Below are 26,723 nucleotides of genomic sequence, written 5' to 3'. Positions count from 1 at the left end.
TCAGCAGACAGGGGGCATGCCATTGCGAAGGTCCACGGTGGTTGACTTCACGAACCAGCCGCTCTTCGGCGAGCCGCTGAGCTTGTACCAGGGGGTCCCGTTGTTGTAGATGTCCTGCCTGCAGGTGACGTCAATCCATCCCCAAGACCGTTCCACCCAGCCAACGCCACACGTGGGGCCGCTCGGGTTGTACGTGTCCGGCCTTCCCGGCTGGCCAGGGCACGTGCTGTTGTGTGCCAGTATCTGGGGCGGAGTGGGCGGAGGCGGCGGCGGTGGTGCAGACCCGCTCCGTGACGTGTCACTGCCCACCCGGCCAGCCTGGCCGCCACTGATGGCGCGGACTCGCAAAGTTTTTGTCTCGTCGAAGCCCACTGTGGTGGAGAAACTCCTCTGGCCGGTGTCAGTCCACGCGCCACCCTCGAGGCTGTATTGGTAGCCCGTCACGGGACGTCCATTGCCACTGGGAGCGCTCCAGGTCCACGACACCGTCTTGTCGCCAACACCGCTGCTCTTACTCCCGGTCACCACCGGCGCAGCGGCAAGCCCATAGGGATTAACGGTGTTTGATGCCGGGCTTCTGTCCCCGGGTGTGGGGTTCCGTGAAGACACTGCCCACACCACTACTGCTGTGTCGGTTCCATTGGCGGCCGGCACTACGGCTCCCCCGGATGGAATTGCGCCACTGCCGCCTCCGGACGTCAATGCATACCGGTAGCTGATCTCGTTGACGTTGGCTCCGTTTCGTTCCGCAGCCGTCAAGGGATTGAACGTCACTTGGATCTTGCCGCCATCAGCGTTGGTTTCCACCAAGGCAGCCGATGGGGTGCCCACCATGCCGGGCTTGCCTGCAGCCCGGATTGGGGCCGACTGTTGGCTGACACCGCTGACGCCGGCCTTGTTGGTAGCCGAGACCGTGAACGTGTAGTCCGCTTCGGAGTTCGCCACGGTGACATTCTGCGAGGTCGCTGCCACGGATTGGGTAGCTACGACGGCGCCGCCCATGTAGGTGGTCAACGTGTAGGCGGACACAGCGTCACCGTTGTTGTTCGGTGCTGCCCAGCTGACCTGCAACTGGCTCTGCGTGCCCACGGATCCGGCACCCGCAACTGAAGGAGCCGCAGGGGTCGCCGGCACTCCAGCAGGAGTTTCGGCAGCAGAGTACGTACTCCATTCCGAGGGCTCTTTGGCGTCATTCCTGGCCAAGACCCGGACCTTGTAGGCCACCCCGTTGGTCAGACCGGTCCAGACATGGCTGTTCGCCGTCAGGTTCTGGATCTGCGGGTTCTGGCCGGCAGGAGCAGGCGAGATCTCAAGGTCGTAGGACTTGATGGGCGAGCCCTTGCTTGCAGGCGGAACCCAAGCCACGGACAGCTGCTTGTCGCCAAACTTCAGCGTGGGTGCAACCGGGGTGTCGGGCTTGACGTCCGGACGGACCTCGGCCGACACCGGAGACCGCTCGGATTCATTGATCGCATTCGTGGCAGTGACGGCAAAGTGGTATTTCACATTGTTGGTCAGGCCGGTCAGCGTACAGGTATTCGCGGGGCAGTCCTGCTTAAAGCCGTTCTCGCCGTACACCGTGTACTTGGTGATCGGCGAGCCACGATCAGCCGGCGCGTTCCATGTGAGCAGGGCGGTTTGGTCGCCCACGGACTGTGCAAGCGGCGTGGTTGGTGCTGCCGGCTTGTCCTTGACGGTCAGACGGATGCGGGCAGTGGCATACCGGGAGATCTCGCCGGTCTTATCCTCCACTGTGTATGCAACCACCATGGTTCCGGTGAATCCGCTTGCGGGTGTGACGGTCACACTGTCCCCGCCGGCTTCAGCCGTTCCCTGGCCCGTTTCGGTGACGGCTGAGACGATTTTCAGTGGTGTCTCCGGGAATGGGTTGGAATCATTTGCCAACACGTTGACCGTCACAGGCTTCCCGGATTGCGCCTCGGGTTCAGCATCGTCGTTTGCCACCGGTTTTGGCCGGTTGGAGGCCGACAGGGACAGCTTGTACGTTGCGACAGCCTCGAGCCCGCGGCGGTCCTTTGCTTTCACCTGGACGGTGCCCGACTGCCCAATCTGCACGGAATCATCCGCGGAGACCTTGAGCGTCTTGCCGTCCACGTTCACCTTGAAGCCGCCCTGGGCTGCGCCCACCAGCTCGTAGCTCATGTTCTGCACGTCATCCGAGTCCGGATCCGACGTCAGCTTCTCCAGGTCGAGGCTTGCAGAGTCGCCCTTGGGAACTTCCACGTCGCTGCCCAGCAGAACCGGCGGGTTGTTCTTGTTGGGGTCGGGCAGCACTTTGGTTCGGATGCTGAGCGTCGACTTCAGGCCGTTGGGGTCGTCCGGACCTGTTCCATCAGTGACTTCGAAACTGATGGAGCCGGGGCCAACGTACTCCGCACCGGCCGTGTATTTCAGGGCAGTGCCACCGTTGGCTACGGGATCGCTGCCGTCGGCACCGATGAGCTTGATGCGGTCGGTCTGGGTCAGGCGTGGTGAGCGTCCCTCACGGACTTTGACCCATTCCGAGAGGTTCACCGTGACGGACTGGCCTGAGACGAGTTCCACTACCTCGTCCTTGGCGAGCGTGGGAACCTGCTGGCCAATACCGGGAACCCAAATGATGGCCGTGGACTTCTGTCCATCCACGTCCTCCACGGTGTAGGGCACCAGTTGCGGCTGCTCAGTGAGGTCAACAATGACGTTGCCCTCGGGACCGGGACGCGCAGTTTCCAAACCGGTAGCGACCTTGAGGTTCTCCCCCACGCCGTCCGGATCTTCGTCGTTCTTCAGGACGGGAACATCCACGGCCGTTTTGCCGAGCGTTTGTGCCGAGGTCACGCGGTCGTCGCGGGCAATCGGCGCCTGCAACGGCAGGTCGTTCTGGACTACCACCCGGATACTGGCCTGTCCTACGGCATCGCGGTCGTCGGCAACGGAATAACGAACGTTGACGGTGCCCTCCGCAGCGGGAGCGGTTACCAGAATCCGGCCACTGGTCTGGCTGACCTTGGCGTCGAGGCCTGCGTCAGCCTCCAGGCTGTCTGTCAGGATCCGGATGATGTCACCATCGGGATCGGTATCGTTGGCGGTCGCGTCCACAGCGATCTGGCGGCCAGGGCGGACCTTGACTTCGTCATCGACGGGAGCTGGTTTCTGGTTGTCCTCGCCACGTGGCGCGACGCCAACCGTCACCGTTCCGGTGTTGACCGCACCTTGGCGGTCGATCACCTTGTACCGGAACGTGTCGGTACCGGCGCCGTCACCGGCGGCGACGAAATCAATGAAGCTGCTGCCCGCCGTCGCGGTTCCCATGGTGGGTGTGCTGTCGATGCCGGTGAGCTGTACCGAGTCGCCGTCGGGGTCTATGCCGTCCAGCGGAACCGGGATCCGGACGCTGCCGCCCGCCACAACGCGTGCCGTCAGGTTTTGCGGCTGCGGACGCGAATTCTGGGTCCCTTCCAGCGGGAGGACGTGGATGGTGACTGCCGCGGCGCTCTTCTGCCCCTGCGGATCCACCGCGTTGTAAATGGCCCGCACGGTTTTGGGCGTGGGCCCGGCAATAAAGCGCAGGGTCTTCTCGGAGATGAACGCTTTGCCGTCCTCTTCCGGGATGCTCTGCGCCAGCACCGGATCCACGGACAGTTCCTCGCCCTGCGGGTGAGTGTCGTTGTCCAGGACCGGAATGGTCACGACGTCGTTCACGCGGACGTTGACTTCGTCGGGTTTGGGCTGGGGAGCCTCGACGACGGCGGGAGCCGGCACCGGGACAACGCCCACTGTGCCGGTAGCTGAGGCGCGGCCGTTGGACATGGTGTAGCTGAAGACGAACGGTTCCTTGGCGCCGAGGACGTCCGTAACGCGAAGGACGCTGTGGTCGATCACGCTCACGGATGCCGACGAGCCGTCGGGTACGGTGACGGATTGGAGGACCAACACGCCGCCGGAGGGATCGGAGTCGTTGGCCAGCGGATCAACCAGCACACTGCCGCCCACCGGGAGCAATGCGACGTCGTGGACTGCGACGGGAGCTCCGGCGTCCTTACCGGACTCGACGTCCACACGGATCAGCCCTTGGCTGCTCTGGGGGCCGTTGCTGGCGATGTACGTCAAGTAGATCGGGCCGGGTGTGGTGCTCCGGAACGTGAACGTACCACCGTCGGTGACCGGGCCGAGCTCAGCGGGGCCGGCGGCCTCAACATGGGCGACACGAAGCGCGCCACCATTGGGGTCCACATCGTTCTTCAGCGGTGCGATGACCAGGTCCTGGCCAACCACCGCAGTGACGTGGTCCGCGTTGACCACCGGTGCGAGGGCACCCGGCGGCTGCACGTTGACCACGATGCGGCCAGTAGTAGTGGCCCTGCCGTCCCACACTGTGATGGTGACGTTCTTCTTGCCCGGTGCTGCGCCGGAGTCCTGGTACGTCAGGAGGCCGTCGCGGCGTACCTTCACCTGGTCCTGGTCGTTGTCAGACTTTGCATCCAGCAGGACGAGGTCATCGCCGTCGGGGTCCATCCAGTCGGTCAGGATGTTCTGGCTGACCGACTTGCCCTGCTCCACCAGCATGGTGGTGGGCTCGCCTCGTTTGAAGAGCGGCGGTTTGTTCTCTTCCGGAGGCACCACCCGCAGTGTGACCTTGCCGCCGGCGGACAAGTCGCGGCCATCGGCGGCGTTGTAGTCGAAGACTTCAGTGCCCGGTTTCGCATCTGCCGGGACCTTGATCTGGAAGGCGGATCCTCCGTAGATGTTTTCCAACGCACCCATCTTGGGGCCGTTGGCGCCCACCGACGCGGTGAGGACATCGCCGTCGGGATCTGAGTCGTTGTCCAGGACGCTCAGGATGGAGGTTCTGCCGGGCCGGACACCGTACTCGTCCGGTTTGGTCTCAGGCGGACGGTTGGGCTTGGTGCGGTCCGGGAGGACGTTGATGGTGTTGTTGTCCGCCGACTCCTGGTCCTGGTCATCGGACTGGTTCTTGGGTGGGACCACATCGTCCCAGTTGTTCACGAGCTGCATGTTCTGGTTAACCAGCCACACGCTGCCCGAGTTCACGTCGTTGAGGACCACCAAGTCCCGGTTCACGCGGAAAACGTAGCTTGGGGAGGCACTGGCCTTGGGGACGTCGTTTTTCTTGTCGTCGGCGTCATTGTCGCAGTCACGGACGTATTTGTTGGCGCCGGACCAGGCGGAGTGAACGCATTTGCTCACCTGAACGGGAGCCGCAGGGATGCCTTCGCCGTCCGCACTGACAGTTGCTGCCGTGGACCCGTCAAGGGGTTGCTTCAGCAGGGCCTTCTGTGTGGCAATGGCGACGTAGCTGCTGTCTTCACTGCTCTGCTGGAGCTTGGCTTCGCGGGCATCCTGAAGTTGAAGCTTGCGGCCGCCGGGCAGGAAGAGGTTGCCGGAAGCGGCGTCAAGGACCACGGGCTTATCGCCCACCACGGCCAGTTGAAGGTCGCCGGCGCCCTTGAGCTCGTCCACCTTGCTGACCTGTGAGTCAGTGCGTTCCCCGTTAAGGTCCACCGTGGTGACTATGATTTCGCCCTTACCCGGGTCTGCTGTGTAGATCCGGTTGTCGGATCCCACGGCAGAGACCATGCCCGGGGAACCTGTCAGTACGGGTTCGGTTCCTTCTTCGTCGAAGCCGTTGACGGTGGAGGGAGACAGCGCCCAGACTTTGCCCCGGGCGGGGTCGGTCACCGAGAGCACGGTGGAGCCGTAGCTGACTTGCGACGACGACGGCAACTGCTTATCGCCACCCAGCTTCAGGTTTGCTGCCGATACCTGGTTGATGGTGGAGCCGGATTCGTCGTCCACGAAGACGTTGCCATCATGCTGCAGCACATCAAAGGTAGTGGTAGCGGGTGTGACAGCACCATCTAGAACGCGGGACGGATAGTTCAACCGGCCCACAGCGTTCTTGGTTTTGCTCACGACCCACACGCCGCCGTCATTCAAGTCCACCTCGGTGGTCTTGAACCCCGGGTACAGAATCGCCCCGGTGATCAGCAAAGCGCCCGCCGCGGTAGCAGCAGTTCCCGCTATGAACTTCTTGTTTTGACGCTTTTTCAGCCCCAGCTTGCCGAAGAAAGTTGTCACAGCCCCAGAATTCCCTTTGTGTTCAGCCGCCCCCCAGTGGCTTCCAAGCCAACCGGCAGATGCCGGCGGCCATACATTTCGCAGTACCCCCGTACGGCGGCGGAAATTTCAGTCCCTAAGACTATCCCACGCGCCCCACGGCCGGCCAAGGAAACCCGAGACCGGGCTATCCGTTGGCTTTGACAGCGTACTGTCTCCCTGGCCCAGGGCGCGATGGGGACAACTGCCCGGCGCCCAGGCTTCGATTGAGTCAGCATTGTGGAATCTGATGAGGTCCGGGGTCTCCCAAGGTGGTGTTGCCTTGGGCGATGAACCGGCCTGCGTTAGGGCCGCTGGTCAGGCGGTACCAGGCCGCGTAGTTGATGTACGGGGTGCTGCGGTACACGTAGCAGTTGACCGTGAAGGTGCCGTTGGATTCGTATTGCCACGGGGCTCCGTAGATCTTCCCACCACAAGTGTGTTCGCCTGGCTTGGGATCCCACGACGTCTGGCCGGAAGGTGCAGTATCCGTGCAGGTACGGTAGCTACCGGAGGGCAGGTTCGCTTCCCACGACGTCTTCTGCGGCCCGCTCTGAGCACTTGCGGAAGCCACGCCTCCGCCTTGGCCTATGGAGTTGAACGTCTGGACCTCAATGGTGCGGGTCTGGTTGTAGCCACCGGTGTTGACTACGCGGCTGCCGGACGCTGATTCGTTGATCCATCCGGTATCCTCTCCACCGCCGGTGATCCTGATCTTGGTTACAGCTACGTCGTTGCTGCCCGTTGACGGGGAGGACCAGTTCAGCGTCAGTGTGGTCTGGTTCTGGCCGCCGTTTGCACCGGAAGCGGACGGCGTACCAGGCGACCCGTACGGCGTGGTTGTTGCCGGTGCGCTGGCATTGGAACTTGGCGCCACGGAGGACACGGCCGTGACCGTGATGGAGGTAGCCTGCCCATTGGCGAAACCACCCACCGTTTGCCCGGGCGTGATAGGACCGGACTGGCCGGTACTCGCCAGGTAGCGGTAGCTGACTTCGCTCTGCGTGGATCCGTTTCGTTGCTTGTCGTCAAGGACCGCAAAGTTGATGGTGACTGCCCGGCCCGCTCCCCCGGTATTTGCCGGTGTCGCTGTGACGTTGTTAACGGTGCCGAGCTTGCCTGTGGCACGGCGAGGGGCTGAGGCGGCACTGACGCCACCCTTCCCGGCCTTGTTCTCAGCTTGCACTGTGAACGTGTAGCCGGCTTCGGCGTTCTGGGCGGTAAAGGTGGCTGACCGGACGTTTCCCGGGATTGTTTGGGTCTGGGGCACGCCGTTTCCACCGCTCATGCTGACGTAGTACGTCTTGATGGGATCACCATTGATATTGGGTTCGGCCCAATCCGCGCGGATCTGGTTACTTGTTCCCACGGACTCCACCACAGCGGTGGTGGGGGCAGCCGGGGCCGCCGGAAGGCCAGCGGGGTTGTCCTCAAGGGAGTACATGCCCCAGTCCGACGGACCGAGCTCGTTGACGGCCTGGGCACGAACCTTGTACTTCACGCCATTGCTGAGCCCGGGCCATGTGTAGCTCAGGCCGGTGACCTCGTTCTTAACGGCTATGCCGTTGGCCGGAGGCGGCGAGATCTCCAGGTTGTAGTGCTTCACAGGAGAGCCCTCGGTCTTCGCAGGGGTCCACGTAATAGCCATGTTCTTGTCCCCGGCTTTGACCCCGGGCGCTTCCGGCGGCGACGGTTTCTCATCCGGGCGGATCTCATTGGACGCGATCGATGCTGGCGAGTCCCCCACCTCATTGGTGGCGAATACCGTGAACACGTACTTCACGTTGTTGGTCAGTCCCGAGAGCGTGCATGTAGTGGTGGGACACACCTGCTCAAAGCCGGCCGCCTTCACCGTGTACTTGGTGATGGCGGCGCCATTGTCCGACGGCGGTGCCCACTTGAGCACTGCGGTGCGGCTACGGACGTCGGTTGCTACGGGCGCCGACGGAGCGTCGGGCTTGTCCCGGACTGTGATCCGGACACGCCCCACGGCCTGCCTGGATGGGTCCTTGGTCTTGTCCAGCACGGTGTACCGCACCACCATGACGCCTTTGAAGCTGTCAGCAGGAGTCACGGTGACCGAATCACCCGAGACCGTCGGTTGACCAGCCGCAGTGCCTGTTTCCACGGCGGCGCTCTCAATGGTCAGCGGTGAGTCATTGAAGGGGTTGAAGTCGTTGGCCAGCACGTTGATGGTCTCGGACCGCCCGGCGTTGGCTTTCTCAACAGCGTCGTCGTTGGCTGCAGGACGCGGCCTGTTGGACGAGACAACCGTGGCCGTCACCGTGGCACGAACAGCGTCAGAGCGGCCGTCCGTGACCTTTAGCGGGAAGGTGCCCACCACGCCCGGATTAGCAGAAAGGTCCGGGGTGACTTTGAGGACGGTTCCCTCCACCTTGGTTTGGAAGCCCGCGGGTTGCTGTCCATCGAGCTCAAACTTGAGGTTTCCCTGATCCCGCTCGTCCACGTCCTTGGCGAGGTTTGCCAATTCCAGGTCCGTGGTTTCCCCCTTGGGTGCCTCGATCGAAGCGCCGCTGAAAGTGGGGATGTGGTTCGCGTTGGGGTCCGGGATCACCTTGGTGATGATGGTCAACGTGGACTTCAGCCCCTGCGAGTCGTCCGGGCCTGATCCGTCAGTCACCTCGAAGGTGATGGACCCCGGGCCAACGTAGTCCGTCTGTGCCGCATACCGCAGAGCATTTCCATCGCCGGAAATAACGTTGTTGGGATCGGCTCCCTGCACACGGATCTTGTCCGCCACTGTAAGCCGTGGTTGGCGCCCGTCCCGCACGCGGACGTATTCCTGGAGCGAAAGCGTGGTTTCCTTGCCGGACATGACCTCAACGGGCTCGGTCTTGGCAAGCGTTGGATACTGCAGGCCTTGTCCGGGGACCCACATCACTGCTGTTGCTGACTGCCCATCCATGTCCGTCACGGTGTACGGAATCAGCTGGTCCTGGGGCGTAAGAGTCACCACAACGTTGCCGGCGGTTCCTACCCTGGCGTTCGGATTCGCATCCGGCAACGTGATGGTCAGGTCTTCCGCAACGCCGTCCGGATCAGAGTCATTTTTCAGCACCGGGACGTCCACGGCGGTCTTGCCCAGCGTCTCAGCCAGGGTGATGCGATCGTCTACCGCAATCGGAACGTGGAGGGCCGCCGTCGGGCTTGTTTGAACCCTGACAACGGCGCTTGCCTCAGCCTTTTTGTCGTCCTGGATCCGGTAGCTGATGCTCTCGTTTCCGGCAACGCCGGGCGCCGTCAACAGGATCTTGCCGGTGGCAGCCTCAACCTGCAGTTCCGGATTGGCTTCGAAGGAATTCACCAGGCCAAGGGGATCGCCGTCGGGATCCGAGTCGTTTTTCAACGCATCTACTGCAATCCGACGACCTGGTCGGACGTCAATTGCATCGTCCACGGCAATCGGCTTCTGATTGTTCGCTTCTGCCGGTGCGATGCCCACAATCACGGTGCCGGTGTTTTCGGCTCCGATTCGGTCCCGAACGCGATAGCTGAACGTGTCAGTCCCGGCAGAATTGGCGGCAGCAGTGAACTCCATGTATCCATCCCGCACCACGGCTGTGCCAAGTGCGGGCGCTTTGTCGACGCCAATGAGCTGCACCGAGTCGCCGTCGGCATCGATGCCGTCCAACGGTACGGGGATCTTGACGGTCATGCCCGCCACCACACGTGCGGTCAGGTTTCGCGGCTCGGGGCGGGTGTTCGTGGCGTCGTCCCTGGCGCGGATACGGATAGTGACTTGCTGCGAATCGGTCTGGCCCGAGGCGTTGCTGACCTTGTAAATGGCATAGACAGTCTTGGGAAGCTCGCCTGCGATGAAGCGCAGGGAATTGCCAGCGATGAACGTCCTGCCGTCCGCGGCGTCGGGCTGTTGCGCCAGTGCGGGATCAAGGGTGAGTTCTCCGCCGTTGGGGTCCGAATCGTTCTCCAGGACCGGGATGGTCACAACGTCGCCGACGCGTACCGATACTTCGTCGGGCTTGGCCTGCGGGGCCTGCAGCTTGCTCGGCGCCGGCACCACCTGCACCGAGATGTCTCCCGTGGCCGACGCTTTGCCGTTCGAAATCGTGTACTTCAAGGACAATTGTCCGGTCGCATGGATGTCGGTGACCTTGACCACTGAATGGTCCAGAACCGCTACCGTGACCGGCAAGCCGTCCTCCGCAGTGACCGACTGGACAACCAGCACGCCGCCGGCCGGATCCGAATCATTGCCCAGCACGTCCACCACGGTGCTGCCGCCGCTGGGCAGAAGCGCGATGTCGCGAACCGCAACGGGAGCGCCGTCGTTATTTCCGGACACTACATCCACGCGCACAAGCTGCTGCGCACTCGCGGGGCCGTTGGTGACCATATAGGTGACGTAGTGAGGGCCGGCAGTCGTGGAGTTAAAGGTAAACGTCTGCTGGTCCGGACCGATGACAGCCGTGGCTTGTTCATCCGGCTGGGCCTGTGCCAGCCGCAGAGTGCCGCCTTGCGGATCGGTATCGTTCTTAAGTGGGGCGATCACCGTGTCCTGGCCTGCCACCGCCACCACGTGATCGGCGTTGGCGATGGGCGGCAGGGCACCAGGGGCACGAACGTCCACACTGATGCGCCCCTCAGTGCTCAATGCGCCATCCGAGACCGTCACGGAAATGGTCTTCTTGCCCGGCCCTGCCCCGGAGTCCTGGAACGTCAGTAACCCGTCCGGCCGGATGCGTACTTGGTCGGCGGGATCGCTGCTGCTGGCAGCAACCGCGAAGATGTCATCGCCGTCGGGATCTATCCAGTCACTGAGGACGTACTGGTTGGCGATCTTCCCGGATTGCACCACCAAGGCGTTGTTCCTGTTGGGCTTCTGCTGGGGTGCGTTGTTCTCACCGGACGGCACGATCCGGAGGTCAACGTTCGCTGCGCCGGTTCCGCCACGGCCATCGTCCACGGAGTACTTGAAAGTCTCCGCCCCGGATTGCTCCGCAGGGACGGCAATCTGGAAACCCGTCCCGCCGTAGACAGGCGCCAACGCCCCCGACTTCACGGCTTGGTCAGCGGAGACCGTCAGGACATCGCCGTCGGTATCGGCGTCGTTGTCCAAAACCGGCAGGAGGGTCGTCTTCCCGGCGCGCACGCCAAAGGCGTCCGGCTTGGCCACAGGCGGGGTGTTGGGTTTGCTGCGGTCCGGCAGGACCGTCTGCTGGACTTCGTCCGCGGAGTCCTTGTCGGCGTCGTCCGATGTCTGCTGGGGCGGGATAACGTCGTCCCAGTTGTTGACCAACTGCATGTTCTGGTTGACCATCCAGACGTTGCCGGAATTGACGTCGTTCAGAACCACAAGGTCGCGGTTTACGCGGAAAACGTACGACGGCGACGCACTCGCCTTGGGAACGTCGGCGCGGCGGTTGTCAGCCTCGTTGCTGCATTCGCGAATGTACTTGTTGGCACCGGACCATGCTCCGTAAGTGCAGGTGCCCAGCTGGACGGGCGCCGCGGGAACGCCTTCGCCGTCGGGCCGGATGGTTTTGGCTGTACCCCCATCCAACGGCTGAAGCAGAAGGGCGTTGGTGGTGGCGATGGCCACGAAATCCGCGGCGGGTCCGCTTTGTTGGAGCTTCGCGTCCCGGGCGTCATCCAGGTGAACGGTTGCGCCGCCAGGGAGAACGATGTTTCCGGTAACTTCATTGAGCACAACGGCCTTGTCACCCACCGCGGTGAGCTGCAGGTCTCCGGCGCCCTTGAGGGCATCATCCTTGCGGACCTGCGAATCCACTGACCTGCCGTTGGCGTCCACTTTGGTTGCGGTCACACTGCCGGACTCCGGATCCACAGTGTGGATGGTGTCGTCTGCGCCCACCACCGAAACAATTCCGGGCGATTGCTCGAACAATGGCTCTGACTCGTCGCTGAAGCCGCCCACTGAGCCGGGCGACAATGCCCAGACCTTGCCTTTTGACGGGTCGGTGACTGCCAACACTTTGTGGCCGAAACTTACATCCGCGGAGCCTGGCAGTTTCTGGTCTCCGCCCAGGCGCATATTTGCGGCGCTGACCGGGTTGATGGTGGCACCTTCAGGGTCATCAATGAAGATGTCTCCGGCCTGCTGGAGGATGTCGAAGTCCTTGCTTGCCGGCGTCACAGCACCATCCAGGGACTTGGAAGGGTAGTTGAGCCGGCCGGCGGCATTCTTGGACTTGCTGACCACCCAGACGCCACCATCATTGAGGTCCACCTCGGTGGTCTTGAACCCCGGGTACAGGATCGCGCCGGTCACCAGGACTGCGGCAGCAAGGGAAAATGCGGTTGCCGCGATGACCTTCCGACGGCGGTTCTTGGCACGGCGGTTCCCGGACCCGTCAGGCAGAGCCATCCACATTCCCCCACAAATTAGGCAGCCCGAGGCAGCCGGCACCGAAACCGCACGGCCATCCACGACACAAACAACGCTAAGACTACCGGGTTAATCCATCGTTTTGCTAAGTCGTGACGCAGTTCTCAGCAACAGCAGATATTTCCAACGCTCTCTCATACAACAGCCCTTAAGCCCGTTCGCTCTCTCACTCTCCTGAAGAAAGTGAGAGAGCGAACGACTGAAGCCCGAGGGACGTGAGAGAGCGTGCGGCCCAGAGGGGCTGTCAGCAGCTTGCCTAGTCCAGCACCAAACCCTTGCCGCGTCCGCGTGCGAGCATCACGGGATGGATCTCACCGAAGCCACGGACGTTCTCCGACTTCTGGGGAACCAGGACGAAGCGGTCATCCTGTCCAAGGGCGGCCGCAGTCATGGCGTCCACGAGAACCGTCCCGGGCTGCGCCAGCGTAGTCAGCCGTGCAGCCAGATTAACGGTGGGCCCGTAGATATCGCCAAGCCTGGAAAGGATGCGGCCCCACACCATTGATACACGGCACTGCGGCAGGATCTCATCCTCAGTGAAGGCCTGCGCCAGTGCCAAGGAAATCTCCGCTCCGGCAGCGGGGGTTTCAGCGATGTAGAGGACTTCGTCGCCCACGGTCTTGACCAGTCGTCCGCCACCCACGGAAATGATCTCGGCGCATTTGTTCTCAAAACGCTGCACCAGCTGGGCGAGCGTTTTCTCGTTCATGCGGCGCGACAGGCTGGTGTAAGAGACAAGGTCAGCGAATCCCACGGCACGGGCCAAGGGCAACGGTGAATCGTCTTCGTCCCCCTCCCGACCCTCCTCGCTGGCCTGCAGCCCCGCTTCTGCCCGAACGGCAAGCCGCTGAACGCCGGCGTTGAGCTGGCGGCGGTAGGAGTACACCAGGATCTCTTCGAGGGAATCCACCAGGGCGGGGAGTTGCCCGACCAACTGTTTTCGGGCCACGGCATCAGGGATTCCCTGTTCGGAAACCATGTCCTCCACCAAGGCTTCGATTTGCCACACCACCATGCGGTCCGTCATTTGGCCGATGGAACGGGTAACTGAGATCGCGGCTTCCTCTGTCAGGAGCCCTGCACGCACCAAATCCAGGATGCTGGATAGGGCAGCTTGGTCGCGTTCAGTAAACGCCACATCCTCGTCCCCAAAGTTAGGGAATCCCAGGGCGCGCCAGATTTTGCGTGCCGACAGGATGGACACGCCCGCGCCGGCAGCAACTTCACGACGCCGCAGCTTGCGTTCTCCGCCCAGGAGCTTCGCCTCAAGGGCTTTAATAGCCAGGCGCTCCGCGGACATCACACCAGTGGGCGGACCTGTTTGCACCGACGCCGGAGCAGGCCCGACCTCAGTCTCCTCGTCGACGGAAGGTTCCGGTACGGCGTCGAACTCCTGGTCCAGGTCCTCGCCGGACTGCTGATCCTCAACGCTCATCTCTTCCACCTTCTCTCAACTCCCATGGCAATTCTTCAAAATCCCTCAGTACTTCACCCTCAAAAACCTCACCTTGCGGGAGTTCGTCCATCGCGTCAAGAATGAATCCCCGGAACTTCCCCACTTCGGGAACATCGGCCAGGACGGCTATTCCGGAGTGCCCGGTATCCAAGGATATATTCCCTGAGTGCAATACCCGTTGGAGCATGCTCTGCTGGACACCAACGTTGCGGACGGCCATCAGCGATACCTGCCAATCACTCCGCCGAAACATTCCGTTCCTGGCAAGTACACGCCTGCTCGTCAGGACGTACTTGATCGACCGCCACCGCAACACACGCTTGAGGCTGTACGCGGCGAGGAACCACACCGCGAGCACAACAACGGTCCCCACCAGCCAAGGCGTCCATTCGGCAGTGATGAACGGCACCAGGCGCTGGGGGTTTTCCCTGACGATCCAGGCACAGGCAAAACCCGTCAGGGCGGGTACCACGATGAAGGCCAGCAGCGGAAAGAAGAGCGAACGGCCCTGTTGGCGCGTAATCGTGATGACCTGCTCCCCCGGAAGTAACTCTTTACGCATAACCGCTTTCTGTGGCGCGCAAGTGCACCACATCTCCGGCTGTCACTACGTGCTCCCTGCCGCCGTGGTCCACCACCAACAACGAGCCGTGCTCGTCCAAGCGCGAGGCGTGGCCCACGAGTTCGTGGTCCCCAGGCAAGTGAGCGCGCACTTCCCGGCCCAACGTCACCATGGCCGACTCGACGCGCTTGTGCAGGGACGGGCCACCTACCAAACCGGCCGCAGGGTCTCCCTCGGAGTTGCAGAAACTGCGGTACAACCTGGCGAAGCGGGAAAGGTAGCTCTTCAGCAGCGCGGTGCGGTCCGTCGTCGTGGCCCCTTCGAGAGCAAGCGAGGTTGCTGTAGGGACCGGAAGTTCCTCCTCCGCCAAGGACACGTTGAGGCCAACACCCAAGATGACGGCCGGAACGGAGCCATCGCCCAGCGGAGTCATCTGGGCCAGGATGCCAGCCACCTTCCGCCCGTTGACCAGCACGTCATTGGGCCATTTGATCTCCGCGGTGATTCCGGCGGTTTCCTGCAGGGCCTCACGCAGGGCAACCGCAGCAAGGAGTGACAGCCAGGAGTAGCTCTGCGTCGGGACCGGCATTCCTTCTGCCGTTACGGGGCGCAGCACCATGGAAACGGACACCGCCGACCGCTCGGGTGATTCCCAGTGGCGGTCCAGCCGGCCGCGCGCCGCCGTCTGGTGTTCGGCGGTCAACACGGAAAGGTCGGCCCACTTTTTCGGTTCCACCGTCACAGCCCTGACGAGGTCCTGGTTGGTGGATCCCGTGGAATCGACAATCTTCAGCTGGGAGATGCCGGCAGCCGACAAGAAATCCGGCTGGAGCAGAGCATCACGGTCCAACGCCCTACGATCCACAGAGGAACGGGAGTGCCCGGACGTGACCTCTCCGGACAAGACCTGGGGTTCGCTGCTCTCTGGCTGTTCGGCATCCATAGCTGAATCCTATCCAGTTGCGACGTCCCCGGATGATGGCTGCGCTGAAAAACGGCTATGAATCTCCCTAAAGGAAGATGTCCGGCACCAAGCGATCTTCGGGCGCGCCGAGGCTGTACGGAGTGAAGTCCGAAACGCCGGCAGCGCGCAGCACCTCTTCGTCTGTATAGAAATTCCCGGTAGCACCCGAGCCCGTCAGCACGGCGTGCGCGGCATCGGCCATGATCTCCGGTCCGCGGGCCGCCTGCACGATCTGCTGCCCGCCTGGCATGTTCCGGATCGCGGCCGTGTCAATCAAGGTGCATGGCCAGAGTGAATTGACCGAGACGCCGTCGTTCTTCAGCTCTTCGGCGAGTCCCAGCGTGGTGAGGCTCATCCCGTACTTGGCCATGGTGTAGGCCAAGTGCATACCGGCCCATTTCGGGTCCAGGTTAAGGGGAGGAGACAGGGTGAGGATGTGGCCGTGGCTGGATTCGCGCAAGGCGGGCAGGGCCAGCTTGGACAACAGGAACGTGCCGCGGACGTTGATGTCCTGCATGAGGTCGTAGCGCTTCATGTCCACGGCGTCGGTGCGGGAAAGGTCGATCGCCGAGGCGTTGTTAACCACGACGTCGATGCCCCCGAAACGCTCGACGGCGGCGGCGACTGCTGCGGCGACGTCGTCATCATTGCGGACGTCCCCGACGAGCGGCAGCGCCTGGCCGCCCGCTTTGACCAACTGTTCCGCGGCGGTAAAGACGGTCCCCTCGAGTTTGGGGTGGGGGTCGCCGGTCTTGGCCATGAGCACGATATTGGCGCCGTCGCGGGCCGCACGGGTGGCGATGGCCAGGCCGATGCCACGGCTGCCGCCGGACATGAGGATGGTCTTGCCCTTGAGCGAAGCGGAGGCAACGTAGGGGCTGGTGCGTTGCGTGTGACCCTCTGTTGAGGCGGAGGAAGCGCCGTTGCTTGAAGTCATGGGGACACTCTAACCCAACTATGTTACTGACGGGTAACATAGTGCTGGCTTTGGCGTGGGCACGGAAAATTGTAGGGTTTCTACAGCGGTTCGCGGCAGAGGCGTCACTAGACTGGCCTGCGGGGCCTGTTCTTTGTACGGAAGCTACTTAAGTCAGCTACTTGTCCGTGCCGGGGATTGCGCCAGCGAATATCAGCTACAGAGCCGGAGACACTTGATGAGCCACGATCTGACAACGACAGCGGGAAAGATTGCCGACTTCCGCGACCGCCAGGCCCGTGCAGAACAGCCTTCCGGCCCGGAAGCAATCGAAAAGCAGCACGCGCGCGGCAAGAATACCGCCCGCGAACGCATCGACCTCCTGGTCGATCCCGGATCGTTCGTCGAGTTCGACGCCCTCGCAGTCCACCGCTCCACCGCATTCGGCATGGAAAAGAAGAAGCCGCTCGGCGACGGCGTGGTCTCCGGATACGGAACCGTGGATGGCCGCCTCATCGCCATCTACAGCCAGGACTTCAGCGTCTACGGCGGCTCGCTGAGCCAAGTCAACGGTGAGAAGATCGTCAAGGTCCAGGAATTCGCCCTCCGGAACGGTTGCCCGGTTGTCGGGATCAACGACGGCGGCGGCGCACGCATCCAGGAAGGCGTTGCTTCGCTGGCGATGTTCGCGGACATCTTCCGCAACAACGTGCACGCTTCCGGCGTGGTCCCCCAGATCTCCCTCATCATGGGCCCGTGTGCCGGCGGCGCTGCCTACTCCCCCGCGTTGACTGATTACGTGGTCATGGTGGACAAGACATCGCACATGTTCATCACCGGACCTGACGTCATCAAGACAGTCACCGGTGAGGACGTGGACATGGAAACCCTCGGTGGCGCGCGGCAGCACAATGCCACCACCGGCACCTCCACCTACCTGGCTTCCGACGAAGCCGACGCGATCGAATTCGTCCGCGAACTCCTGGACTTCCTGCCCTCCAACAACCTGTCCGAGGCCCCCGTGGTGGAGCACGACCAGGAACTGGAACTGAACGACGACGACCACGCGCTGGACGGCCTGATCCCCGACTCCGCCAACCAGCCGTACGACATGCGCAAGGTCATTGAGCAGATCGTGGACGACGCACACTTCCTCGAAATGCAGTCCTTGTACGCCCCCAACGTGATGATCGGCTACGGCCGCGTAGAGGGACACACCGTGGGCATCGTGGCCAACCAGCCCATGCAGTTCGCGGGAACGCTGGACATCTCTGCCTCGGAGAAGGCTGCCCGCTTCGTCCGTCACTGCGACGCCTTCAACATCCCCATCATCACGCTGGTTGACGTCCCCGGCTTCCTTCCCGGCAAGGACCAGGAGTTCCAAGGCATCATCCGCCGCGGCGCCAAGCTCCTCTACGCCTACGCTGAAGCAACCGTTCCCAAGCTCACCGTCATCACCCGCAAGGCCTACGGTGGCGCGTACATCGTGATGGGCTCCAAGAAGTTGGGCGCTGACCTGAACCTCGCGTGGCCGACGGCCCAGATCGGCGTCATGGGTGCCCAGGGGGCAGTGAACATCCTTTACCGTCGCGATCTCGCTGCCGTTGCCGAAGCCGGCGGCGACGTGGAGGCCAAGCGCGCCGAAATCATCCAGGGCTACGAGGAAGAGCTGCTCAACCCGTACCAGGCGGCGCAGCTGGGCTATGTTGACGCAGTCATCGCTCCCTCGGATACCCGCCTGCAGATCATCCGCGGACTCCGGGCCCTCCGCGACAAGCGCGCGAGCCTGCCCACCAAGAAGCACGGAAACATCCCGCTGTGATGGCGCCCAAGCATCGCGCCGATTTGGCGCCTGACGGAGCAGCCACCGAATCGCCTGCCGAACCGATGTTCTCGGTGGTCAAGGGCGAACCGACGGCCGAAGAGCTCGCGGCGCTTGCCGCCGTCGTGGTTTCGCTGGGAGTCCGTCAGGAAGAGGCCTCGTCCAAGCCGAACGTCCGGCACTGGGTGCGTCGCCAACAACTCCGCCTGGACCCCACGCCGGGTCCAGGTGCTTGGAAGCGCAGCCGGGGTTAATTCCCTCCTCTGTAGAAAGTTCAACAACCCTTTCACGTAAGCGTTGTCGCGGCTAGGCTCTGTGGGTGACTACTGCAAACACTCCCGTACGCCCTAAGTCCGCCATCGATGCCGTGGCTGACGCGTACACAGAAAAGCTGATCGAACTCAATCCCAGCTTCGCCACCACGCTGGGCTTGCCGGGACACGAAACGGAATACCAGGACTACTCGCCTGCCGGGGCTGAGGCGCATGCGGAGGCCACAAGATTGGCCTTGGATGCCCTGGCAGGCCTTGAACCGTCCGATGATGTGGACGCCGTCACCCTGGACGCCATGCGCGAGCGGCTCGGCTTGGACCTGGAGATCCACGAGTCCGGCTGGGATGAGGCCGACCTCAACAACATCGCCTCCCCCGCCCAGGACATTCGCGCCATCTTCGACCTCATGCCCACGGACACGGTGGAACAGTGGGAACACATCGCCGGCCGTGCTGCGAACGTTCCTGGTGCGATTGAGGGCTATATTGCGTCACTTCGCTCGGCTGCTGCCGCCGGAAAAATATCCGCCGCCCGCCAAGTGCGGATCGTCATTGAGCAGACCGGCAGGTACGCGGCAGAGGATGGCTTCTTCGCCAAGATGGCGTCAACGGCCGCCGTTGGTGATCAGCCGCTGCCTGCGGACGTTCAGTCAAAGCTCGACGCCGGGACTGCGGCCGCGCGTTCGGCGTACAGTGCCTTGGGCGACTTCCTTCGGGACGAACTCCTCCCCGTAGCCCCGGAGAAGGACGCCGTGGGCCGTGAAAGGTATGCCCTGGCGTCCCGTTCGTTTATTGGCGCCGAAGTCGACCTGGAAGAAACGTACGCCTGGGGTGTCCAGGAGCTCGAGCGGCTCATCAGCGAGCAGGAAAAGGTTGCCGGCCAGATCAAACCGGGCGCCTCCATTGAAGAAGCCAAGAGCATTCTCAATAACGATCCCGCCCGCCAGATCAAGGGCACGGACGCCCTCAAGGCCTGGATGCAGGAACTCTCCGACCGTGCAGTCTCTGAGCTCGCCGACGTCCACTTCGACATCCCCGACGTCATGAAAACCCTCGAATGCATGATCGCCCCCACCGATGAAGGCGGCATCTACTACACCGGCCCTTCCGACGACTTCTCCCGGCCCGGCCGCATGTGGTGGTCCGTACCGGCAGGTGAAGACACTTTCACCACCTGGTCCGAAACCACCACGGTGTTCCACGAAGGCGTTCCCGGGCACCACCTCCAGGTAGCTACGGCCACGTACCGCCGCGAACTCCTCAACAACTGGCGCCGCAATGTCTGCTGGGTGTCCGGACACGGCGAAGGCTGGGCGCTCTACGCCGAGCAGCTCATGCTTGAACTCGGCTACCTCAAGGACCCGGGCGACCACATGGGTATGTTGGACGGCCAGCGCATGCGTGCTGCGCGCGTGGTGTTCGACATCGGCGTCCACTTGGAACTACCCGTCCCCGAACGCTGGGGCACCGGTACCTGGACACCCGACAAAGGCTTCGACTTCCTCAAAGCCAACCTCGACATCAGCGAAGGCCAGCTCCAGTTCGAATTCACCCGCTACCTTGGATGGCCGGGCCAGGCCCCGTCCTACAAAGTGGGGCAGCGTTTGTGGGAGCAAATCCGTACAGAGCTTGAATCCCGCGAAGGCTTCGACCTCAAGTCCTTCCACAGCAAGGCGTTGAACATCGGTTCGGTTGGCTTGGACGTACTGCGTCGGGCGTTGCTGGGGTAGTTTTCCTGTGCTGCTCCTTCGGCGCCGGCATCGCACCCGTTTCCCCATTTCGCACCAGTGGTTACGGGTGCGATCGGCGCAAACGGGTGCGGGGGTCAGCACCTTGGCCAGAGATCATCGCCACACGTCATGCGGGAATAACTTCACAAACCTCCCGCCCGCTGCCGCGAAATGGGGCATCCGTGGCCTGAAGGGGCTTGGGGACGGCGTAACATTTCTCAACGTCCGTTCGCTATGTTATTTGCGATGCACCTAACGTGTTCCGGTGAGCACCTCAACCAACACTTCCCCAGCAGCTGGCAAGACCGGCTTCCGGCTCCCCAAGTGGGCCGGTTCCTTCGGCGTCCAGATCATCGCAGCCCTTATCATCGGTCTCGTCCTTGGCCTCATCGCCAAGTACACGGGCAGCACCAAGACTGCTCCCAACGGCCTCGGCGCTACTCTCCAGACGATTGGCTCCAGCTACGTATCGTTGCTGCAGACCGCCGTCGTTCCTTTGATTTTCACCGCCGTGGTGAGCTCCATTGCGAACCTGCGCCAGGTCTCCAACGCCGCGCGGCTGGCGTGGAACACTCTGCTGTGGTTTGCCATTACCTCGCTGGTATCGGTACTGATCGGCATCGGCCTGGGTGTACTTCTGCAGCCTGGTGCAGCAACCGGCATCACCGAAGAAGCCAAGTACGCCGGCAAGACCGGTGACTGGTGGGCGTTCCTGATCGGCCTGTTCCCCAAGAACTTCCTTGGACTCGGCGCCAGCTCCACCGTCACCGAGAGCGCCAACGCCGCCACCACCGTCAGCACCGCCGTGAACTTCAACGTGCTCCAGATCCTGGTGATCGCCATCGCAATCGGCGTTGCCGCCCTCAAGGTGGGCAAGCAGGCCGAAGCCTTCCTGACCTTCAACGCATCCGCGCTGGCAGTCATCCAGAAGGTCCTGTGGTGGATCATCCGCATCGCCCCGCTGGGCACCATCGGCCTGATCGGTAACGCTGTGGCCATCTACGGCTGGGACACCATCGGCTCGTTGGGCAAGTTCACTGCCGCTATCTACATTGGCCTGGCACTGGTGCTCTTCGTCCTCTACCCCATTTTGGTCCGCGTCCACGGCCTGTCCGTCAAGCAGTACTTCTCCGGTGTTTGGCCGGCGGTCCAGCTGGCGTTCGTCTCCCGTTCCTCGATCGGCACGCTTCCGCTCACGCAGCGCGTCACCGAGCGGAACCTGGGCGTCCCCTCCGGCTATGCTTCCTTCGCTGTGCCGCTGGGCGCCACTACCAAGATGGACGGCTGCGCAGCGATTTACCCGGCCATCGCTGCGATTTTCGTGGCACAGTTCTTCGGCATCAACCTGGACTTCAGCCAGTATCTGCTGATCGTTCTGGTCTCCGTTCTCGGTTCCGCCGCTACGGCAGGCACCACCGGCGCCGTCGTCATGCTCACGCTGACCCTGTCCACGCTGGGACTCCCGCTTGCCGGCGTCGGCCTCCTCCTGGCGATCGACCCGATCCTGGACATGGGCCGCACCGCCGTCAACGTCGCGGGCCAGGCACTGGTCCCGGCCATCGTGGCCAAGCGTCAGGGCATCTTGGATGAGTCGCTGTACAACGCACCTCGCAACGGTGCAGCGTTCGCGGATGAGTTCGCAGCCGACAAGGCAGCGGCAGAAGTCAACGAGCGCGAACTGGCCGATTCAAAGGCCTAAGACTCAGCCGCTTCGCAAGGGCACAAATCCCCCGGGGAGTTCTCCCCGGGGGATTTCCCCGTTTAAGGGGTCGAGTCTGGATAGGCTCGGACCATGTTGATCGTCACCTCCAACGAAATCCCAGGCCACCGCATCGATGCCGTCTTCGGCGAAGTCATGGGCCTCACTGTCCGTTCACGCGATATCGGGTCGCAAATGCTTGCCGGCTTCCGCTCCCTTGGCGGAGGCGAGCTGCCCGAAATGACCAAAGCCCTCTACGAAAGCCGCCAGGAAGTCATGGCACGCATGGTCAACGAAGCGCAGCAGCGTGGAGCCAACGCCATTGTGGCCATGCGCTTCGACACCTCGGAAATGGGCACCAACTGGACCGAAGTGTGTGCCTACGGAACCGCGGTCTACGTGCTGCCGCTGGGTGAGGGTGAGCCCGGAGCGACGGGCCAGTCCATCTACCTGACCAAAACCGCAGCCCAACAGTCATCCCAGCAGGGTCAGCCGACTCCACCCGCTCCCCCGGCGCCCCCAACACAGTTCTAGCTCCGCGCTTCCGAGTCCCGCTCTGGTTCGTCCGCCACCCCGTTCAACGGTGGGCTTGACGAACCAGGGCGGGACTTTTCGCGTGCCCCAAGGACCGCCAAATTGCGCAGAGTGCAAAATTGCACTTAGTGTAAGTATGTGACCCAAACCAGTAGCCAGGAAGCCACTGCGGAGTCGTCCACCACTGCTGAGCCCGCTACCCCTTCACGGCGCGAACTCAACAAGGCGGCCACCCGCAGCTCCATCGCCTCCGCAGCCCTGGACCTTTTGCGCAGCAACGGGCCCGGAAATTTCACCGTAGAAGACATCGCGGCCAGCGCGGGTGTCTCACGGCGAACCTTTTTCAACTACTTCCCCAGCCTCGAAGCTGCCCTGGCCTCCGTTGCCGACGGCTTCATGGACCACGCGTTGGAGCAGTTCCGGCTGCGTCCCGCAGATGAGTCCATCCTCGAATCCGCGCAGGCCGCCCTCATGGCGCTGGCCGATCCCATGTCCGTGGCTCCCATGGCCGAATTGTTCAGCCTGACGCAGGACAACCGTCAGCTGGCCCGCTCCGAGCTCGAAGCCTGGGAGCACTGCACCGCGCAGATCATTGACGCTGCCCGCGGCCGGCTCGGCGCCGGCATCAGCGAGCTCTACCTCCATGCCCTCGCAGGCTCCGTCATCTCCTGCGGCAAAGCGGCAATGACCGTCTGGTTCGCCGAACACGGACCGGACCTTTCCCCCAAATCCCTCGCCGTCCTCCGCCAGCACCTCATCGATGCGATGGGCCTTCTCGGCACCGGCTTCGCGCCGCCGTCGGACGCTTCCCTACGCGCCTCAGCAGCCTCAACTTCCGTTTCAACCACCAAAGATCGGTTCTGACATGGCCTCGTTCCTCTACCGTCTCGGCAAATTTTCGTATCGCCGCCGCTGGCTGGTCATCTCCATTTGGCTGGCCGTCATGGTGGCAGTGGGCGGCTCGGCCGCAGCGTTCCACGGCACCATGTCCAACAACTTCACCATCCCGGGCACCGAAACCCAGCAGATGGCGGACAAGCTGAAGGATGCCCTGCCCGATTCGTCGGGCGGCTCGGCCAGCGTAGTTTTCGACGCCGGAGATGCCGGCTTCGACCAAGCCAAAAAGGATGCAGTTGCGGCTGCTCTTACCGAGCTGGAAGCCATGCCGGACGTGCAGGGCACGGTAAACCCCTTCACCACGCAGGAGCAACTGGATAAGGCCGCGGCGGACATCGCCGCCGGCGAAGCCAAGGCTGCCGAGGGCCAAACCCAGTTGGACGCCGCGCGCGCCCAGCTGACTGCAGGCGAAGCCCAACTCGCAGGGGCTGAGCAGCAACTGGCCGCAGCTGGCCTCACTCCGGCGCAGATTGAAGCGCAGCTGGCTCCGCAGCGCGCCGAACTCGCCGCAGGGAAGGAAAAGCTCGACGCCGGAGCCAAGGAAGCAGCCGACGGCGCCGCCACGCTGGCCCTCGGCAAGCGACAGCTTGAGGCCTCTGAGGGCATGCGATTTGTCTCCAGCGACAACAGAGCTGCAATCGCGCAGGTCCAGTTTAAGACCTCCATCAACGCCGTTGACCCCGCCGTCCGCGAGGAAGTCCAGGAGATCGTCCACGGAGTCTCTTCCGCCGGTGTCACTGCCTACGCCAGCAAGGAAATCACCGAGGACGTCTCTGAGATCTTCGGCATTGCAGAAATCGTGGGCGTCGCAGTGGCTGCCCTTGTCCTGATTCTGATGCTCGGCACGCTTATCGCGGCTGGCCTGCCACTTTTGATGGCGTTGATCGGCGTTGCCGTGGGCGTAGGTGGAACGTTCGCGCTCACCAGTGTGATCGACATGAGCTCCATCTCGCCCATGCTTGCCCTGATGCTCGGCCTCGCGGTTGGCATCGACTATTCCCTCTTCATCGTCAACCGCCACCGCACGCAGCTCCTGTCCGGTATGGACGCCGAGGAATCTGCGGCCTTGGCCACCGGTACCTCCGGTAACGCCGTGCTATTTGCCGGCCTCACGGTCATCATCGCCCTCGCCGCACTGGTGGTTCCCGGGTTGCCGTTCCTCGCAGTGATGGGTGTTGCGGCCGCAGCGACAGTCGGTGTAGCCGTCGTCGTAGCTTTGACCCTGACGCCCGCCGTCCTGGCCTTGATTGGCCGCCGACTCATTTCCAAGCGCGCTTGGGCCAAGGCTGCAAAGCACAACGCCGAGCCCGGCCACGAAGCTGCGGACCGAGAACGCGAGGAGAAGCGCAGCAGCGGTGGATGGGGCGGTATGGTCACGCGTCACCCGTGGGTTGCCCTCGTGGCAAGCGTCGCCCTGCTGGGTGCCTTGGCGTTGCCGGCATCGCAGCTGCGGCTGGCACTTCCCGACGGCGGCTCCGAGCCGGTGGATTCGCAAGCCTTCAAGGCGTACGACCTCACGCGCAGCAGCTTCGGCGAAGGCGTAACCGGGCCGATCGTCGTTGTGGGCGAATTCCCCGAAGGCCTCAGCGAGAACGATGCCAAGAACAAGCAGTTCGACGTCGCGGACCAGCTTCGCAGCGTTGAGAACGTCATCGCCGCTGTGCCGGTTGCCTTGAGCGAAGACCGCCGCACCGCCGTCTTCCAGGTCATCCCGAAGGAGGGTCCCGCCAGCGCCGGCACCGTGCAGGTGGTGTCCGATCTCCGCGCCAAGGGCTCAGCAATTCATGACGACTTGGATGCGACCATCGGCCTGACGGGCCAAACCGCAGGCAACATCGATGTGTCCAACAAGCTCGGCGCGGCTCTGCCGCCCTACTTGGCGATTGTCGTGGGACTCTCCCTCCTGCTGTTGCTGCTGGTATTCCGCTCCATCGTTGTGCCCCTGCTGGCAACCGGCGGATTCCTGCTCTCGCTGGCCGCTGCTTTCGGCGCCGTGGTTGCCGTGTACCAGTGGGGCTGGCTGGGAGGCATCTTCGACGTCGCCAATCCGGGTGCTGTGCTCAGCTTCCTGCCCATCATCCTGATCGGCGTGCTGTTCGGCCTGGCGATGGACTACCAGGTGTTCATTACCTCCGGCATGAGGGAGTCCTTCATGCACGGTGAGTCCGCCAAACATGCTGTCCGCTCCGGGTTCAGCCACGCTGCAGCAGTGGTCACCGCGGCCGCGATCATCATGGTCAGCGTGTTCTCCGGCTTCATCTTCAGCCACCTCACCATGGTCCGACCACTCGGCTTCGCGATGGCATTCGGTGTGCTGATTGATGCCTTCGTGGTCCGCATGACGATTGTTCCCGCCGTGATGTACCTCCTGGGCGAGAAGGCCTGGTGGCTGCCCAAGTGGCTGGAACGGATCCTTCCGGATGTGGATGTGGAAGGCGCCAAGCTGGACCGCAGTGATCGCCGGAACGCCCATGCCGAGGAACTCGTCCACTAACCCTCTCTCACGTAACAGCCAATATTCTCGAACGCTCTCCCACTTGCGTGACGCAAGTGAGAGAGCGTTCGGTTTAAGCGCGCGGGATGTGATCGAGCGTCAGGGGGAAGCGCGCGGGATGTGATCGAGGGCCGTATTAGGCTGGGACCGTGACCCGATTGATCCTTGCCTCCCAGTCCCCCGCCCGCACCAAGCTCCTCACGGAAGCCGGGATCCGGCATCACGTCCTGGTCTCCGACGTCGACGAGGATGCGGTGCAGGCAAAGTACGGTGTGACTGACGCCCACGACACCGCGCTCTTGCTGGCCCGTGCCAAGGCCGAGGCCGTTGCCGCCCTGCCCGAAGCTGAGGGTGCCTTAGTGATCGGTTGCGATTCGGTGTTCGAGTTCGACGGCGAGTCCCACGGCAAGCCCTACACAGCGGAGGTCGCGCGGGAACGAATGCTGCGGATGAGCGGCTCGCAGGGAGTGCTCCACACGGGCCACTGGCTGGTTGACTGCCGGGACACGGCCGCTGACGCGGACGAAGAAGCAGGCGCAGATGAAACTCCCGAAGGCACCGGCGCCACCGTTGGCGCGGTATCGAGCGCTGAGGTCCACTTCGCCCGGATGAGCACGAACGACATCGATGCCTACATCGCCACCGGAGAACCCCTTCACTGTGCCGGCTCCTTCACCATCGATGGCTTGGGCGGGGCCTTCATCCGCAAGGTCGACGGCGACCCGCACGCCGTCGTCGGGCTTTCCATCTCAACCCTTCGGGACCTGCTGGTCCATGCGAACGTGGGCATCACGGAGCTGTGGGACACGGATAATCAAGAGAAGTAGTTTGTAGCAAACCTACAAAGGAACATCGCATCACACACGGAATCC

Annotated in this window: 14 protein-coding genes; 8 read left to right on the top strand and 6 right to left on the bottom strand. The window is 63.0% G+C overall.

Translation table 11 applies throughout. The features are described from left to right. From KCX59_RS07435 to KCX59_RS07410, 6 genes are all read right to left on the bottom strand, one after another. Complete coding sequence (locus KCX59_RS07435) at window positions 1–6,099, bottom strand: Ig-like domain-containing protein (RefSeq protein WP_179019127.1); 6,099 nt, start codon at window positions 6,097–6,099, stop codon at window positions 1–3. A gap of 250 nt (window positions 6,100–6,349) precedes the next feature. Then, entirely contained in the window at window positions 6,350–12,484 is a 6,135-nt protein-coding gene (locus tag KCX59_RS07430; protein ID WP_179019129.1) for an Ig-like domain-containing protein, read from the bottom strand. A gap of 277 nt (window positions 12,485–12,761) precedes the next feature. Next, window positions 12,762–13,940 carry an adenylate/guanylate cyclase domain-containing protein gene (locus KCX59_RS07425; RefSeq protein ID WP_091466255.1) on the bottom strand — a complete coding sequence of 393 codons (1,179 nt, stop codon included), beginning with the start codon at window positions 13,938–13,940 and terminating at the stop codon, window positions 12,762–12,764. Then, window positions 13,930–14,523, bottom strand: coding sequence for a PH domain-containing protein (locus KCX59_RS07420; RefSeq protein WP_178996524.1), 594 nt, complete (start codon window positions 14,521–14,523; stop codon window positions 13,930–13,932). The genes KCX59_RS07425 and KCX59_RS07420 overlap by 11 nt, the downstream gene beginning before the upstream one ends. Next, window positions 14,516–15,466 carry a biotin--[acetyl-CoA-carboxylase] ligase gene (locus KCX59_RS07415; protein ID WP_179019131.1) on the bottom strand — a complete coding sequence of 317 codons (951 nt, stop codon included), beginning with the start codon at window positions 15,464–15,466 and terminating at the stop codon, window positions 14,516–14,518. The genes KCX59_RS07420 and KCX59_RS07415 overlap by 8 nt, the downstream gene beginning before the upstream one ends. A gap of 67 nt (window positions 15,467–15,533) precedes the next feature. Continuing rightward, a complete protein-coding gene (locus tag KCX59_RS07410) occupies window positions 15,534–16,424 on the bottom strand; it encodes an SDR family oxidoreductase (RefSeq protein ID WP_091466250.1) in 891 nt (296 codons plus the stop codon). A 217-nt stretch (window positions 16,425–16,641) separates the two neighbouring features. Between KCX59_RS07410 and KCX59_RS07405 the strand changes: the two genes are divergently transcribed. The 8 genes from KCX59_RS07405 to KCX59_RS07370 all read left to right on the top strand — a co-directional run bounded on the left by KCX59_RS07405 (window position 16,642) and on the right by KCX59_RS07370 (window position 26,678). Further along, window positions 16,642–18,225: an acyl-CoA carboxylase subunit beta gene (locus tag KCX59_RS07405; protein WP_178996528.1), complete on the top strand. Its 1,584-nt coding sequence runs from the start codon at window positions 16,642–16,644 to the stop codon at window positions 18,223–18,225. Beyond that, the gene (locus KCX59_RS07400; protein WP_370628979.1) at window positions 18,222–18,479 is read left to right on the top strand and encodes an acyl-CoA carboxylase epsilon subunit; all 258 of its coding nucleotides are present in this window, start codon (window positions 18,222–18,224) and stop codon (window positions 18,477–18,479) included. The genes KCX59_RS07405 and KCX59_RS07400 overlap by 4 nt, the downstream gene beginning before the upstream one ends. 65 nt (window positions 18,480–18,544) lie before the next feature. Continuing rightward, complete coding sequence (locus tag KCX59_RS07395; RefSeq protein WP_178996530.1) at window positions 18,545–20,227, top strand: DUF885 domain-containing protein; 1,683 nt, start codon at window positions 18,545–18,547, stop codon at window positions 20,225–20,227. Window positions 20,228–20,492: 265 nt separating this feature from the next. Next, window positions 20,493–21,926 (top strand): dicarboxylate/amino acid:cation symporter, encoded by a 1,434-nt coding sequence (locus tag KCX59_RS07390; protein WP_091466240.1) that lies wholly within the window; start codon window positions 20,493–20,495, stop codon window positions 21,924–21,926. A 93-nt stretch (window positions 21,927–22,019) separates the two neighbouring features. Beyond that, the gene (locus KCX59_RS07385) at window positions 22,020–22,460 is read left to right on the top strand and encodes a YbjQ family protein (protein WP_091466238.1); all 441 of its coding nucleotides are present in this window, start codon (window positions 22,020–22,022) and stop codon (window positions 22,458–22,460) included. Window positions 22,461–22,598: 138 nt separating this feature from the next. Next, complete coding sequence (locus tag KCX59_RS07380; protein ID WP_178996534.1) at window positions 22,599–23,324, top strand: TetR/AcrR family transcriptional regulator; 726 nt, start codon at window positions 22,599–22,601, stop codon at window positions 23,322–23,324. Window position 23,325: 1 nt separating this feature from the next. Next, window positions 23,326–25,851, top strand: coding sequence for an MMPL family transporter (locus KCX59_RS07375; RefSeq protein WP_179019133.1), 2,526 nt, complete (start codon window positions 23,326–23,328; stop codon window positions 25,849–25,851). Between the two features lie 149 nt (window positions 25,852–26,000). After that, complete coding sequence (locus KCX59_RS07370) at window positions 26,001–26,678, top strand: Maf family protein (protein WP_091466235.1); 678 nt, start codon at window positions 26,001–26,003, stop codon at window positions 26,676–26,678. Window positions 26,679–26,723 lie beyond the last annotated feature (45 nt).

It is taken from the genome of Paenarthrobacter nitroguajacolicus, from assembly GCF_051027655.1.
Lineage (GTDB): Bacteria > Actinomycetota > Actinomycetes > Actinomycetales > Micrococcaceae > Arthrobacter > Arthrobacter nitroguajacolicus.
Note: the sequence above shows the minus strand (reverse complement) of the source record. Positions and strands in the feature narration are given on the sequence as shown.